Raw genomic sequence first — 14,980 nt, forward strand, 5'->3', positions numbered from 1 at the left:
TGCATCGCCGAACCGGGCCGCGTGGGCGGACACGGTGCGCGCGGGCGTTCGCGGCGGCGTGGCCGGCGCGGTGCTGATCTGGGTTTACGAGGCGCTGGTCTGGGTCGGCGCGCAGCACCTGATGCCGCTGGCCGGCATCCCGCGCAATGCGACGGGGCTCGTGTTCGGCAAGGGCGTGCAGGACGCGCTCGGCATCGGGTCGTATTTCATCGGCACCGCGATTCATTTCGCGTTCGCGATGGCGTGGGGCATCGTGTTCGCGGCGATCTGGCCGTGGTTCCGCCGGCGCGGCTTCGAAGCGACGTTCGTCGCGCTGTTCTTCGCGATCGTCGCGTGGATCGTGATGCACGTGATGATCATGATCGCGTCGAGCAACCACCCGAACTACTTCGACCCGAACGTGATCATCGGCGGGTTCATGTCGCACTTTGTCTTCACCGTCCCGCTCGCGCTGGTCGTCAAGCGCAGCCTGGCACCACAACCGCGCGGCTTCGCGTAGCCAGCGGACGCACACCATTCATTCTGTCGCGGACGGCCGGGCGGGCCGGGCCGCACTCGAGCAACACGAAGGAGCATTGGCATGGCACGGATCATCGGGGGCATCGCGGCCTCCCACACGCCCACGATCGGGTTTGCGTTCGACAAGAACAAGCGCGACGACCCCGTGTGGGCGCCGATCTTCGAGAACTTCGCGCCGCTGGCCGGGTGGCTCGCCGACCGGCGCCCCGACGTGCTGCTGTTCATCTACAACGACCACGTCACGTCGTTCTTCTTCGATCACTACTCGGCGTTCGCCCTTGGCGTCGGGCCGCAGTGGCATCCGGCCGACGAAGGCGGCGGCGCGCGCGACCTGCCGCCGATCGCCGGGCACCCGGCGTTTGCGGCGCACATCGGCCAGTCGCTGATGGCCGACGAGTTCGACATGTCGTTCTTCCAGAACAAGCCGCTCGATCACGGCTGCTTCTCGCCGCTGTCGGTGCTGTGCCCGCACCAGCCCGACTGGCCGGTGCGGCTGGTGCCGCTGCAAATGGGCGTGCTGCAGTTGCCGGTGCCGTCCGCGCGCCGTTTCTACCGGCTCGGCCAGGCGCTGCGCCGGGCGATCGAAAGCTATCCGGAGGATCTGCGCGTCGCGATCGTCGCGACGGGCGGGCTGTCGCACCAGGTGCACGGCGAACGCGCGGGCTTCAACCATCCCGAATGGGACGAGCGCTTTCTCGACCTGCTCGAGCGCGATCCCGAACGTCTCGCCGGCATGCCGCTCGCCGAATACGCGACGCTCGGCGGCTACGAAGGCGCCGAGGTCGTGATGTGGCTGACGATGCGCGGCGCGTTGCCGGCCGGTGTCGTGTGCCGGCATCGCAGCTACTACCTGCCGTCGATGACCGGCATCGCGACGGCCGTCTACGAGCCGGCGGATACCGACATCGACACGGCGGCGGCCGAACGGCACCGGCAGCGGATCGCGGCCGAGCTCGCCGGCGTCGAGCAGCTGCCGGGCACCTATCCGTTCACGATCGCGAAGGCCGTCGACGCGTACCGGATCAACGACTATCTGCACCGGATGATCGAGCCCGCGCATCGCGCGCTGTTTCTGAGCGACCCCGAGGCGAGCTTCGACGCGGCCGGCCTCAGCGAGCAGGAACGCGACCTGATCCGCCGGCGCGACTGGCCGGGCCTGCTGCGTTACGGCGTGATCTTCTTCCTGCTGGAGAAGCTCGGTGCGGTGACGGGCGTCTCGAACCTGCACATCTACGCGGCGATGCGCGGCGAATCGCTGGAGGCGTTCCAGCGCACCCGGAACGCGCCTGGCGCGCTGTATTCGGTGGCGGGCAAGAGTGCGGGACCGCTCGGCTGGGACGGCGCGGAGCCGCCGCACAACACGTGACGGGTGACGAAGGCGCGTGACCATGCGCCTTCGCTTCGGGAGTTCGGCGCCATACTAGGCCATATAAATAGGATGACGAATCGATATGAACGTTCGTCGCCAAGGAGACAGGAGAGACATGATGGGAAGCGGAAAGGCAATCGACATCAAGTCGTTCATCGACGACCGGCCGGTGACACGCTATCAGTGGCTGCTGGTCGTGCTGTGCTGCCTCGTCGTGATCGCCGACGGGATGGACGTCGCGATCATGGGTTTCATCGCGCCGTCGATCATCCATGACTGGGCGATCTCGCGGCCCGAGTTCGGGCTCGTGATGAGCGCGGCGCCGATCGGCCTGGTGATCGGCGCGCTGGTGGCCGGCCCGAGCGCGGACCGGTTCGGGCGCAAGCGCGTGCTGATCGCGTCGGTGTTCCTGTTCGGCGTGTTCACGATCGTGACGGCCCAGGCGCACACGCCGTTCGAGATGGCGATGCTGCGGCTGCTGACGGGCATCGGCCTCGGCGCGGCGATGCCGAACACGACGACGCTGCTGTCGGAGTACGCGCCGAAGCGGATGCGCGCGCTGATGATCACCGTGATGTTCACGGGCTTCAATCTCGGCTCGGCGCTGATCGGGTTCGTCGCGGGCTGGCTGATTCCGCTGCACGGCTGGCGCGCGGTGCTGCTGTTCGGCGGCACGCTGCCGCTGCTGCTGATTCCGCTGCAGTTGTGGCTGCTGCCCGAATCGGCCCGGCTGCTGGCCGTGCGTGGCGCGCCGTCGCAGCGCATCGCCGCGTTGCTGAACCGCGTATGCGGCGGGCAGTTCGCCGGCAACGAAACCTTCGTGTCGAACGAGCCGCCGCTGCCGACGCGCAGGCCGATCGGCGTGCTGTTCTCGCAAGGCTACGGGTTCGTCACCGTGTCGCTGTGGATTACGTATTTCATGGGCCTGCTGGTGATCTACCTGCTGACGGGCTGGCTGCCGACGCTGATCAAGGATGCGGGCCTGTCCGTCAGCACGGCCGCGAACGTGACCGCGATGTTCCAGATCGGCGGCACGATCGGCGCGATCGGCGTCGGCTGGCTGATGGACAAGGTGCGGCCGGCGCCGGTGATCGGCGCCGCGTATCTCGGCGGCGGGCTGTGCGTGGCCGTGCTCGCATGGGCCGGGGCGCTGTCGTCGTCGCTCGCGCTGCTGGTGTTCGCGGCCGGCTTCTGCATGAGCGGCGCGCAGACGGGGCTGAACGCGTATGCGCCGGGACGCTACCCGACGGTCGCACGGGCCACCGGCGTGAGCTGGATGCTCGGAATGGGGCGCTTCGGCAGCATTTTCGGCTCCGCGATCGGCGGTGCGCTGCTGGGGCTCGGCTGGAAGTTCGACGCGATCCTGTCGATGCTCGCGGTGCCGGCCACGTTGGCCGCGATCGCGATCATGACGTCGCAGCGCATCCCCGCGCCCGAACCGCAGGAACTGGAAAACCCGGCGCACTGAGCGCGCCGCGCCGAACCGGCGCGGCGGCCGGCAGGCGGCGGAACACGTCATCACACGCAGGAGTTGCAATGATCATCGACATTCACGGCCACTACACCACCGCGCCGAAGGCGCTGGAGGCGTGGCGCAATCGCCAGGTCGCGGCGATCAACAGCCCGTCGGAGCGGCCGAAAGTCTCCGAGCTGCATATCGGCGACGACGAGCTGCGCGAATCGATCGAGCTCAACCAGCTCAGGCTGATGCGCGAACGCGGCCTCGACTTGACGATCTTCAGCCCGCGCGCGAGTTTCATGGCGCATCACATCGGCGATTTCAGCGTGTCGAGCACGTGGGCGGCCGTGTGCAACGAGCTGTGCCACCGCGTGCACCAGCTGTTTCCCGATCACTTCGTGCCGGCCGCGATGCTGCCGCAGAGCCCCGGCGTGGATGTCGCGACCTGCCTTCCGGAGCTGATCCGGTGCGTCGACGAATACGGCAACGTCGCGATCAACCTGAATCCCGATCCGTCCGGCGGCCACTGGACCAGCCCGCCGCTGTCGGACCGCTACTGGTACCCGGTCTACGAGAAGATGGTCGAGTACGACATTCCCGCGATGATCCACGTGAGCACGAGCTGCAACGCGTGCTTCCATACGACGGGCGCGCACTACCTGAACGCCGATACGACCGCCTTCATGCAGTGCCTGACTTCCGACCTGTTCCGCGATTTCCCGACGCTGCGCTTCGTGATTCCGCATGGCGGCGGCGCGGTGCCGTATCACTGGGGACGGTTTCGCGGGCTCGCGCAGGAGCTGAAGAAGCCGCTGCTGAAGGATCACCTGCTGAACAACGTGTTCTTCGACACGTGCGTGTATCACCAGCCCGGCATCGACCTGCTGACCGGCGTGATTCCGGTCGACAACATCCTGTTCGCGAGCGAGATGATCGGCGCGGTGCGCGGGATCGATCCCGACACAGGCCACTACTACGACGACACGAAGCGCTACATCGACGCGTCGTCGCTCGATCCGCAAGCGCGGCACAAGATCTACGAAGGCAATGCCCGGCGCGTCTATCCGCGCCTGGATGCACAACTGAAAGCGAAGGGGCAGTGATCATGAACGAACTCGGCGTGGTTTACCGCACGATCCACCGCGCGAACGCGGACGTCGCCGCGCGGCTCGGTGCGCTCGGCTCGGCGACGGTGCACGAGGCGATGGGCCGCACCGGCCTGATGAAGCCGTACATGCGGCCGATCTACCCGCGCGCGCTGGCGTCCGGCACGGCCGTCACCGTGCTGCTGCATCCGGGCGACAACTGGATGATGCACGTCGCGGCCGAGCAGATCCGGCCGGGCGACGTGGTCGTCGCGGCGATCACCGCCGACTGCACCGACGGCTATTTCGGCGACTTGCTCGCGACGAGCTTCAAGGCGCGCGGCGCGCAGGCGCTGATCATCGACGCGGGCGTGCGCGATGTCGCGGTGCTCGACGCGATGCAGTTCCCGGTGTGGAGCAAGGCGATTTCCGCGAAAGGCACGATCAAGGCGACGCTCGGTTCGGTGAACGTGCCCGTCGTGTGCGCGGGTGCGCTGGTCCATCCCGGCGACGTGATCGTCGCGGACGACGATGGTGTGGTCGTGGTACCGGCCGCGCGAGCCGCCGACGTGCTCGACAAGGCGATCGCTCGCGAGACGAACGAAGCCGCGAAGCGCGCGAAGCTCGCGTCGGGCGTGCTGGGCCTCGACATGTATGACATGCGCGAGCCGCTGCGCCAGGCCGGCCTGCGCTATATCGACTGATGGGGGCGGCGGAGATGACGCAGACCGCGTGTGCGGCGACGGCCGTCACCGGCATTTCGTCGATGGCGACGCGGCCGGTGCTGGCGCGACTGGCGGCCGCCCATGCGGACGAAACGGGGTGTCGCGTGTCGATCACGTCGGTCGGCGGTGTCGACGCGGCGCGGCGCGTGCGGGCCGGCGAGCCGTTCGATTTCGTCGTGCTTGCAGCCGACGCGATCGAGCGGCTTGCGGCTGATGGCCATGTCGACGTGAGCAGCCGGGTGGATGTCGCGCGCTCGGGCATCGCCGTTGCGGTGGCGACAGGCACGGCGCGGCCGGAGATCGGCACCGAAGCGGAGGTGCGCGACGCGATCCTGCGCGCGGGCCGGATCGGGTATTCGACGGGGCCGAGCGGGGCGCACCTGAATCGCCTGTTCGCGCGCTGGGGCATCGCGGACGCGATCGCGCCGCGCATCGTCCAGGCGCCGCCCGGCGTGCCGGTTGGCGAGCTGATCGCGGCGGGCAACGTCGACCTCGGTTTCCAGCAGTTGAGCGAGCTGATGCAGGTGCCGGGCATCGACGTCGTCGGTGTGTTGCCGGAAGCCGTTCAGGCCGTCACGGTGTTTTCCGCAGCGGTGTGCCGCACGGCACGCGATCGCGCGGCTGCCGCACGGTTTCTTGCTTACCTGGCATCGCCGCGGGCCGATCGCGTCAAGCGCGAACACGGGATGGAGCCGGCGTAGGGCCGAGCGGCGCCGGCGCGGCAGTGGCGCGCCGGAATCGATAAACGGATCAGATGGGAATCGGTCGTCTTCGCAACGCGTGTACGCATTGAGCTTAGTTATGCTGATGAAGAAGATGGTCGCATGAAGGTTCGATTCACACGAGGTATCGCAGACGTTTCGTGAAGTCGCCGCATCGCCACCTGACGACGATGCGGCAAGCCAACCAGAACGACAGGAGACGGAAATGCAGACGAACTGCAGGGCAGGGTGGAGCGTGCGCGCGTGGCGTCGCGCGGCAGGCATGCGGCGCGATGCGCTGATCCGGATGCTGGCGATCGGCATGATGGGATTGTGCGCGATGCTGGCCGGCTGGTCGAACGCGGCGAACGCAGCCGGCGGCCTCGCGAATCTTCCGGCGGTGATGCCCGCGATGTCGTGCCCGGCCGTCGCGGCGCTCGACCTGAGCGGCGTGACCGACGGCACTGTCACGATCACGTCGGCGGTGCTGCTGCCCGCCGGCACGGTCGTCGGCAACAACACATTGCCGGCGCCCGTGTGCGACGTGAAAGGTACGATCGGGCCGGGCGCGTCGCTGTTCGAACTGCAGCTGCCGACGCAGGGCTGGACGCAACGCTATCTGCAGACGGGCTGCGGCGGACTGTGCGGCAACCTGTCGGTCAATGCGCCGATGGCGTCGACCTGCGTGCCGGTGACCAACGGGACGATCGCGATGGCCGCGACCGACATGGGCCACGAAGGCGGTAACGACGGTGCATGGGCGCTCGACCCGAAGGCGAAGCTCGACTTCGCGTATCGCGCCGAGCATGCCACCGCGCAAGTGGCCAAGGCGATCATCGGCAAGTTCTACGCGCGGCCCGCGCGCTATGCGTACTTCGACGGCTGCTCGGACGGCGGCCGCGAAGCGCTGATGGAAGCGCAGCGCTTTCCCGACGATTTCGACGGCATCGCGGCCGGCGCGCCCGCGAACGACCTGATCGTGCAGAACACGTTCCATCACGCATGGCCGGCCGCGGTCAACACGGACCCGAAGACGGGCAATGCGATCCTGCTCGCCGGCAAGCTGCCGATGCTGCATGCGGCGGTGCTCAAGGCGTGCGACGGGCTCGATGGCGTGGTCGACGGCGTGATCGACAACCCGCGCGCGTGCCGGTTCGATCCCGCGACGCTCGTGTGCGCGGCCGGTCAATCGACCGCGACGTGCCTGACGCCGCAGGAAGCCGACGTCGTGCGCCGCATCCACGAAGGCGCAACCACGGCGAACGGCACGCGTCTCGAACCGCTCGTGTCGCGCGAATGGGGCTCGGAGCTGAACTGGAGCCTGTTCGTGCCGGCAACCGCCACCGCGCCGAGCGGCACGATCAGCTTCGTGCTGCCGTTCCTGCGCTATCTCGACTACTACAACGCGTCGTACCCGTCCGCGACGATCGGCGACCTGAAGTTCACGCTCGACGCATTCGCGAAGACGGTGCCGGTGTCGAACTACCTGGCCGCGACCGATCCGGATCTCGGCCACTTCGCCGGCCGCGGCGGCAAGCTGCTGCTGTGGCATGGGCTCGAGGATCAGCACATCTCGCCGCGTTCGAGCATCGCGTATTACGAAGCGATGAAGAAGACCATGGGCGACGCGCAGGTCGACCGCTTCGCGCGCTTCTACCTGTTCCCGGGCGTTGCGCACTGCGGCGGCGGTCAGGGGCCGGACGTGTTCGACGTCCTCACGCCGCTGATGGCGTGGACCGAAACGGGCGCGACGCCCGGCAGGATCGTCGCGTCGATCGTCGATGCGAACGGCAACACGACGCGCACGCGCCCGGTGTTTCCGTATCCGGCCACCGCGCGCTACACGGGCAGCGGCAGCACCGACGACGCGGCGAACTTCGTCGCCGATACGCCGAAGGCCGATCCATACGTCGACCTGCACTGGGCCGGCGAATGGCTGTACTCGCCGGGCTACGAGGCGCAGTGCCGGGTCAGTGGTTCGCAGCTCGTCTGCACGGGCGGCAACGGCTGGCGTGCGTACCGTCCGTAACGTCCGTGAGCAGGCGGCACGCAGCCATCAAGACAATTCATTCACTCGAGAAGACAAGGAAGGAGACGGATACATGAAGCAACAGGCATTGCGGATGGCGCTGACGTCCGGCGTCGCGCTGGCCGCTGTCGCGCCAGCGTTCGCGCAGAGCAGCGTCATGCTGTACGGGATCGTCGACAACGGCATCGGCTACCAGAGCAACGCGACGACGGTCGGCTCGACGAGCGGCGGGAAGTCGGTCGTCAGGATGAACCAGGGCGTGTGGGCCGGCAGCCGCTTCGGGCTGAAGGGCAGCGAGGATCTCGGCGGCGGCACGAAGGCGATCTTCACGCTCGAATCGGGCTTCAACTCGGCGACCGGCGCCGCGCAGTACACCGACGCGATCTTCGGGCGCCAGGCGTGGGTCGGGCTGACCAACGCCACGTACGGCACGCTGACCGCCGGCCGGCAATATGCGTCGTATTACCAGACGATGTCGCCGTTCAGCCCGACCACGTGGATCACCGGCTACTACGGCGCACACCCGGGCGACGTCGACGGGCTCGACACGATCTACCGCGCGAACAACACGATCGAGTACACGTCGCCGAAATGGTACGGCGTGACGCTGAGCGGGTCCTACTCGCTCGGCGGCGTGGCCGGCAGCACGAACGCGGGCTCGACGTGGGCGACCGGCATCCAGTACGCGGCGGGCCCGTTCGGCGCCGGCGTCGCGTTCGAGCGCGTGAACAACTCGAACACGGCCGGCGGCGCGTGGGGCGCGAACTCGACGACGTCGAACGGCGGTTCGCAGATCGGCGTGTCGGCGGTCACGAACGGCTACCAGACCGCGAAGGCGCAGCAGCGGTTCGCGGTGGGCCTGAGCTACCGGTTCAGCGATGCGTGGGACGCGACGGCGACGTACACCAACACGGAGTACATCCCGGGTGCGGCGTCGAAGTTCTTCAATACCGCGATCTTCAATACGGCCGGCGCGGTGCTGCACTGGAAGCCGTCGGCAGTTTGGGATTTCGGCGCGGGCTATGCGTACACGCGTGCGACGGAATCGAACGGCATCACCGACAGTGCGCAGTATCACCAGTTCAACCTGTCGCAGTACTACTCGCTGTCGAAGCGCACGGGGCTGTACCTGCTCGAAGCGTACCAGCACGCGAAGGGCAAGACGCTCGGCACGAGCGGCGCGGGCAGCATCGTCGACGCGACCGCGACGCTGGGCGACGGGTTCAACACGGCGCCGTCGTCGACCGGCAACCAGTTCGGAATCGGCGCGGGGATCATCCACCGGTTCTGATGCGGAGGTGACCGCATGCGCCTCCGGCCTGGACGGTCGGAGGCGCGGCGTCACGTCACGTCACGTCACGCGATGGCGCTCAGCGGCCCGTCTTCAACTGCGCCCACAGCCGGTTCTGCAGCCGGCGAATCTCGGGCGGCATCGGCTTGAGCAGCGTCATCTTGCTCAGCACCTCGTCGGCTGGATACACCGACGGATCGCGTGATATCGCGGGCTTCACGTACTGGCGCGCGGCCTTGTTCGCGGTCGGATAGAACACCGCGTTGGTGATGCCGGCGTTGACCTTCGGATCCTGCACGTAGTTGATCCACTTCAGCGCGGCGTCCCGGTTCGGCGCGTCCTTCGGGATCACCATCATGTCGAACCACAGCAGCCCGCCTTCCTTCGGGTTCGCGAAGCGGATCTCGTACGGGCGTTTCGCTTCGGCGGTGCGACGGTGCGCGATGCCGACGTCGCCCGAATAGCCGAACGCCACGCACAGGTCGTTGTTCGCGAGATCGTTGATGTAGCCCGACGAGTTGAACTGCGTGATGTACGGGCGCACCTTCTTCAGCACCTCGTATGCCGCACGGTAATCGGCCGGGTTCGTGCTGTTCGGATCCTTGCCCATGTACTGCAGCGTGGCTGCGAACACGTCGACGGCCTGGTCGAGGAACGACACGCCGCAGCTTTTCAGCTTGGCCATGTTGGCCGGATCGAACACCAGCGCCCAGCTGTCGACCGGCGCCTTGTCGCCGAGCACCTTCTTCACGGCCTGCACGTTGTAGCCGATGCCGTCGGTGCCATATGCCCACGGCACGCCGTACTGGTTGCCCGGATCGGCATCGGCGACCATCTTCATCAGCAGCGGATCGAGATTCGACAGGTTCGGCAGCTTCGACTTGTCGAGCGGCTGGTAGACGCTCGCCTGGATCTGCTTGGCCATGTAGTTCGACGTCGGCACGACGATGTCGTAGCCGGAATTCCCCGACATCAGTTTCGCCTGCAGCGTGTCGTCGCTGTCGTAGTTGTCGTAGCGGACGTGGAGGCCCGTCTGCTTCTGGAAGGTCGGGATCGTGTCCGGCGCGATGTAGTCGGACCAGTTGTAGATGTTCAGTTCGCCGGCCGCGTGGGCGGTCGTGCCGGCGGCCGCGGCGGCCGACAGGATGGCGGCGGTTGCAATGGCGCGGCGAAGCGTGCGGATTCGCATGACGTAGTCTTCCATTTCAGTGCGCGTGTCGATCCGCGAGGGGCGGATCGTTGCGCGATGGTGCATCGGATGAAGCGGGCGTGCGCGACCGCCGCTCGCGGTGAGCGAGCGAGGTGCACGGTGATCAGGAGTCCGTTCGAGTACGATCCGGCGCGCGAGAAAGCGAAGCGCGAGCCGATCCCGTCACCGGTCGGGCGACACGGCGAGCAGGTCGAACGGAGTCAGGGAAAGGGGGGCGCTAAGGCAGCAGCGATGCCACGTCGTCGGTATGGATCGCGACATAGGCGCGCGCGGCGACGGCGTTGTGGCGGCGAACGGAGCGGCGCGACAGGATGGTGTAGATCGACAGAGGCAGACGAGGGCTTTGCCAGCCGTCACTGTCGTCGGAGGACGCGATCGTAGCGCGCAGGTTTCGCGCATCGCCTCGTCTCCACCGCACCAGCGGGCCACGGAATCTCACGATTACTCTCGACCGGGTTGTTGAAAGTATTGAACACCTGACGATTCTCCAGCGACTGTCGCTCCAGTTTTCGGTCATCGCGTTTGCCGCGCGGCGGCATCGGCTTCGTGACGTGAATTGAAAGCTTGTCGGGCAGTTGAATCGTTTAAACATGACGCTTCCATGAATCATCAGGTAAATCGCTGTAAGGATGTCTCCGGATTTTCCCTAGTGATTGGACGGCCGATGGGCACGTCTCGCGCGATGGCGATGACGGGAAAATCGCGCACCCAACGCTGTTTTTGCGGGTCGGGATATGCTCGAAGTGATGAGAATATTCGACGGCTTGCAGCCCGGATCGCCAACCGATGATCGTCGGAAAGGCCGTCGAAAGACCCTGATGACAAGGCTTGTAAAGTCGGACAGAATGCGTCGGCCTGTCGTGCGTTGGTGAAAGTCGTTCCGAAAAAGACAACCATCCGATCATCCCGACTGGGGGCCCGCGATATGTCCCATCCCGTGTTTCTGGAGAGCCCGCCGTGGCCGCGCATGCCTGAAGGCCGCAAAGGCGAATTGCACGCCTATTTCGCGGCGGGCGGCCCGTCGCTCGAAGCGAACGCGTTCGTCCCGCTGTTCTGGCGCGTGCTGTTCGGGCCCGACGACGTGCGCTTCGCCTATCGCATCGACGATTTTGATCCGGAAGACCAGGCTGACGAACTCGATGAATATCTGGAAGGCGCGACGCCCGAGGAACGCGACGCGCGCTATCCGTATCTCGTCACGACGAAGGCGAGCGCGCTGGCACGCGCGGCCGCACGCCGGGACAACCTCGTCGATCAGCTCGGCGAGCGCTATCGTTCGATCTACGACGCATTCGTCGACTACGTTGCGACTGCATTCGGGGAATTCGTGCTGGTTCGCACGAGCGGATTGCCGATCGCGCACGACGACATGAATGCGTTCGCAACCGAACTCGCGCAGGTCGCGATGCTGGAGCGGCAGAAGGAACCCTGTGCGGGCCTGGCCCGCGAGATCGAGGAACTGCGTCGTGCGCCGGATGCCGACGCCGTATGGCGGGTGACGGGATCGGGCGACGCGCATGCCGATATTCACCCGTGGCCGAGCCATGCGCTGGCCGATGTGTTTCCCGCCTGCGCGCCGCGCGCGAGGCAGGCGGCGCCGATTCCGCGCGATACGGAAGACAAGCCGCGCTATCGGCCGAGAAACCGGCTGGACAACGTGCTCGAATGGGGCGCGGCCTGCGTCTTTGCGGCCGTGTTCATCGGGACGTGGATCACGACGAAGTCGATCTGGCTCGCGATTGTCGTGACTGCCGTCGTGACCGCCATGCTCGTCTGGGGCATCGTGCGCGTGCAGCGTATCAAGTGATGCGTCTGCCGCGCGCGGAACTTCATGCGTGCCGGCATCGCACCGCTGCGTCAATCGGCGTCGATCTTGTCCGCTGCGTACACGAGTTGCTGCAGGCGCGAGGCGGCTTCGTCGCGTAGTTCGATCGCGACCTGCGGTGATACGCGCGCGGGATCGGTCGTCGGGTAGAGCGCACCGATCAGCGGCGGCTGGGCGGCGACGAACGCCTGCCATTTCTGCGACGACATTCGCATGGCCTCGCGCGACGCGCGCGGCAGGCGACGTTCGATGACGCGAGTCATGTCGTCGATATCCTGCCTGTACAGCGGCGTGGCCTGTGCCGCGCAGCGGCCCAGCGCATCGAGGCCCGACAGCGCAGCGCAATGCTCGCGTTCGAAGCGCGCGCCGCGTTGCGGGACGGTTGTGACGCGCTCGGGCTTCGCATTGGTCATCGGCGTCAGGCGGCCGGTCAGGTCGAAGCCGGGCGTCGTGCGATCCGATTCGAATCGCCGTAGCGTCAGCGCGCGTTGTCGCGTCACACGCATCACGTCGTTTGCATTCATCGGTGCGTACATCGTGCCGCGCGTCGTCGCGTAGACCGCGCCGATCAGCTTCAGGTCGGCGTCGCGGCGTGCGAGCCACGCGCGTTGCGCGTGCAGCAGCACCGGGCGGTCGGCAGCGGGCAATGACGCCTGCAACGCGCGATAGCTGGCGTTGAGACGCTCGTCCCATGCACGGCCTGCTTCGTCGATGCATTCGTCCTGACCCGCTGTCGATGCGTGCGCGGGGTCGTCCAGGCAAAGCGTCATTTTCCGGTCGATCGGGTCGACGCCGGGTGCGGCAACGGCGGCCGGCACGATGACGAATGCGCAGAGCGCGAGGGCGGTGAGACGTTCAAACATGCCGGGCGTCCTGGTTGGCGGGGCGAGAAGAACTACAAGGGCATGCGCAGCGAAAACGGAGACGTCCCGTCGACCCTCAACCGCCCGACGGCCCCGGCCGGCTGAAGCGTTGCTCGACCACCTCGGTTCCCCAATGCGTGCCCGCGGATTCGTTGGTCAGTGTGAAGCCGAACGACTCGTACAGATGGCGCGCCGAATCCAGTCCCTTGAACGTCCACAGGTAGGTTTCGCGAAACCTCTGCGCGTCGACGAAGCGGATGGCTTCCGTCATGAGCCGGCGGCCGATGCCCGACCCGCGCAGCGCATCGTTCACGATGAACCAGCGCAGGTGCGCGACGCCCGTTGCCGGGGCGCCGTCGATCGCGAGCGACGCGAGCGTCCGCCCGTCTTCCTGACACAGCCAGAGCGCCCTGCCGTCAGCCGGCAGCGCACCGGCGAACTCGGCCAGCTCGGTCGCCACGCGTTTTTCGAAAAAAGCGCCGAAGCCCCAGTGCTCCGAATAAAAGCGCGCGTGAAGGCCCGCAATGTCGCCGATACAACCCGGTTGGTAGCCTTCGCGGATCGATGGCGCATCGAGTGTCGCGTCAGGCGCCTTGGCGGCGTTGTCCTGCGCGAGCGCATCGGCATACAGCGCGAGCGAGCGCAGCAGTGCCTGCTGGTCGGCGGGCACCATGCGGCGCAGCGCATTCGATACCTGGTCCGTCGCGAACGTGTCGATGCGCTTCTGGAGCTTTTTTCCGTCGGCGGTCAGGTACAACTCGATCGCGCGCGCATCGTCGCTCGACACGTGCCGCTCCACGACCCCGGCCGCTTCGAGCCGCGCGAGCTGCCGGCTCGTGTTCGACTTGTCCAGCCGCAGGATGTTGCCCAGATCGCGGGCGTTGATGCCGGGCGCCATCCCGATCTCGAGGATCGCGTGCACGGCCGAAGGCGCCCAGTCGCTGTCGGCCAGCGTCGCGCGCATGAAGCCGAGCTCGCGAACCAGCTTGCGGGAGAAGTCGCGCAGCTCGAGGATGGTGGCTTCGCGAGGCTTGGCGGGAGCGTCGATGAGGTCCATGGTTGGCCCGGAAAGGTTGCGGATCGCAATCAATAATAGTTGCGGGTCGCAACTTGATCAAGGTGGATTTTCAGGGGGACGGGTTATGCCGAGGGCGGCGCTTCCGGAGGCCGGAGTCGGCGTGAACCGAGGCGGAGGCGGGTGGTACTGGCGCGGATGGCGGAGTGCCGCGAACCGGACGCATACTGGGTGTATCCGGACGGCCTGCGATGCGAACGCGGGCGTCGGCCGGTTATCGATCCGCGGCCGCGGACAATGGAGCTCACCATGAACCATCTGAAGCCGATCACGATCGCGTTGCTTGCCGGATGCGGCATCAGCGCCGGCGCGGCCCATGCTGCCGGTAGCATGGATGCGCCGCCTTGCAGCGCGGCGCATGCGGCGGATCAGGGCGGGATCGCCGCGATGCCGGGCACGTCGGTCCGCAGCTTTTCGACCGCCGGTTGTTCGGGCGCGGTGCTGCAGGGCGAACGGGCCACCGCGACGGTCAACGGCGACCGGGTCGAGCTGCGCGACGGCACCGTCTATGTGAACGGCCGTTCGTACGGCGCCGTCACGCCCGCGCAGACGGTCGAATACGAAGCCGCGCACGACCGGCGCACGTTGAAGGTCGACGGGGTAGTCCGCACGCCGGTACGCTGAGTAACGGCTCAGGCTCAGGCTCAGGCTCAGGCTCAGGCTCAGGCTCAGGCTCAGGCTCAGGCTCAGGCTCAGGCTCAGGCCCAGGCCCAGGCCCAGGCCCAGGCGCGCGGCAACCGCGTCGCGCTTATTCGACCAGCGTCAGCCGGCCGTCGCTGAGCCGTACCTCGCGCCCGATCCACGCGGCATCGACGCGCGGCAGCACGGC

14 protein-coding genes are annotated in these 14,980 nt (G+C 67.1%); 10 read left to right on the plus strand and 4 right to left on the minus strand.

Going from position 1 to position 14,980, the window contains the following annotated elements; translation table 11 throughout:
* Window positions 1-34: 34 nt before the first annotated feature.
* From G3N99_RS20425 to G3N99_RS20460, 8 genes are all read left to right on the plus strand, one after another.
* A complete protein-coding gene (locus G3N99_RS20425; RefSeq protein ID WP_307873402.1) occupies window positions 35-499 on the plus strand; it encodes a hypothetical protein in 465 nt (154 codons plus the stop codon).
* An 81-nt stretch (window positions 500-580) separates the two neighbouring features.
* Window positions 581-1,885 carry a gallate dioxygenase gene (locus tag G3N99_RS20430; protein ID WP_206123306.1) on the plus strand — a complete coding sequence of 435 codons (1,305 nt, stop codon included), beginning with the start codon at window positions 581-583 and terminating at the stop codon, window positions 1,883-1,885.
* A gap of 121 nt (window positions 1,886-2,006) precedes the next feature.
* Window positions 2,007-3,356: an aromatic acid/H+ symport family MFS transporter gene (locus G3N99_RS20435; protein ID WP_206123315.1), complete on the plus strand. Its 1,350-nt coding sequence runs from the start codon at window positions 2,007-2,009 to the stop codon at window positions 3,354-3,356.
* A gap of 68 nt (window positions 3,357-3,424) precedes the next feature.
* Complete coding sequence (locus G3N99_RS20440) at window positions 3,425-4,450, plus strand: amidohydrolase family protein (protein WP_206123307.1); 1,026 nt, start codon at window positions 3,425-3,427, stop codon at window positions 4,448-4,450.
* A gap of 2 nt (window positions 4,451-4,452) precedes the next feature.
* A complete protein-coding gene (gene ligK / locus G3N99_RS20445) occupies window positions 4,453-5,136 on the plus strand; it encodes a 4-carboxy-4-hydroxy-2-oxoadipate aldolase/oxaloacetate decarboxylase (RefSeq protein WP_174939139.1) in 684 nt (227 codons plus the stop codon).
* A gap of 14 nt (window positions 5,137-5,150) precedes the next feature.
* A complete protein-coding gene (locus tag G3N99_RS20450) occupies window positions 5,151-5,858 on the plus strand; it encodes a substrate-binding domain-containing protein (protein ID WP_206123308.1) in 708 nt (235 codons plus the stop codon).
* Window positions 5,859-6,141: 283 nt separating this feature from the next.
* Window positions 6,142-7,887: a tannase/feruloyl esterase family alpha/beta hydrolase gene (locus G3N99_RS20455; RefSeq protein WP_241011757.1), complete on the plus strand. Its 1,746-nt coding sequence runs from the start codon at window positions 6,142-6,144 to the stop codon at window positions 7,885-7,887.
* Window positions 7,888-7,960: 73 nt separating this feature from the next.
* The gene (locus tag G3N99_RS20460; RefSeq protein WP_206123310.1) at window positions 7,961-9,178 is read left to right on the plus strand and encodes a porin; all 1,218 of its coding nucleotides are present in this window, start codon (window positions 7,961-7,963) and stop codon (window positions 9,176-9,178) included.
* Window positions 9,179-9,257: 79 nt separating this feature from the next.
* Here the strand turns inward: G3N99_RS20460 and G3N99_RS20465 are convergent, their stop codons facing one another.
* Both G3N99_RS20465 and G3N99_RS20470 read right to left on the minus strand, forming a co-directional pair.
* Window positions 9,258-10,367: a polyamine ABC transporter substrate-binding protein gene (locus tag G3N99_RS20465; RefSeq protein WP_206123316.1), complete on the minus strand. Its 1,110-nt coding sequence runs from the start codon at window positions 10,365-10,367 to the stop codon at window positions 9,258-9,260.
* Window positions 10,368-10,605: 238 nt separating this feature from the next.
* Window positions 10,606-10,827: a hypothetical protein gene (locus G3N99_RS20470; RefSeq protein WP_124578798.1), complete on the minus strand. Its 222-nt coding sequence runs from the start codon at window positions 10,825-10,827 to the stop codon at window positions 10,606-10,608.
* A 486-nt stretch (window positions 10,828-11,313) separates the two neighbouring features.
* Here G3N99_RS20470 and G3N99_RS20475 point away from each other — a divergent pair, with 486 nt between their 5' ends.
* Window positions 11,314-12,195 (plus strand): hypothetical protein, encoded by an 882-nt coding sequence (locus G3N99_RS20475; protein WP_206123311.1) that lies wholly within the window; start codon window positions 11,314-11,316, stop codon window positions 12,193-12,195.
* Window positions 12,196-12,245: 50 nt separating this feature from the next.
* Here G3N99_RS20475 and G3N99_RS20480 read toward each other — a convergent pair whose 3' ends face one another.
* Together G3N99_RS20480 and G3N99_RS20485 are read right to left on the minus strand one after the other, a co-directional pair.
* On the minus strand, window positions 12,246-13,076 hold the full coding sequence (locus tag G3N99_RS20480; protein WP_206123312.1) for a lysozyme inhibitor LprI family protein: 831 nt from the start codon (window positions 13,074-13,076) through the stop codon (window positions 12,246-12,248).
* 76 nt (window positions 13,077-13,152) lie between these two features.
* On the minus strand, window positions 13,153-14,133 hold the full coding sequence (locus tag G3N99_RS20485; RefSeq protein WP_206123313.1) for a helix-turn-helix domain-containing GNAT family N-acetyltransferase: 981 nt from the start codon (window positions 14,131-14,133) through the stop codon (window positions 13,153-13,155).
* Window positions 14,134-14,400: 267 nt separating this feature from the next.
* On the opposite strand from G3N99_RS20485, the gene G3N99_RS20490 reads away from it, so the two are divergent.
* Window positions 14,401-14,775, plus strand: a complete 375-nt coding sequence (locus tag G3N99_RS20490; RefSeq protein ID WP_174933641.1) for a sugar ABC transporter ATPase — start codon at window positions 14,401-14,403, stop codon at window positions 14,773-14,775.
* Window positions 14,776-14,980: the final 205 nt, after the last annotated feature.

Origin of the sequence: Burkholderia sp. Ac-20392, assembly GCF_017104585.1 — a bacterium.
Taxonomy (GTDB): Bacteria; Pseudomonadota; Gammaproteobacteria; order Burkholderiales; family Burkholderiaceae; genus Burkholderia; species Burkholderia lata.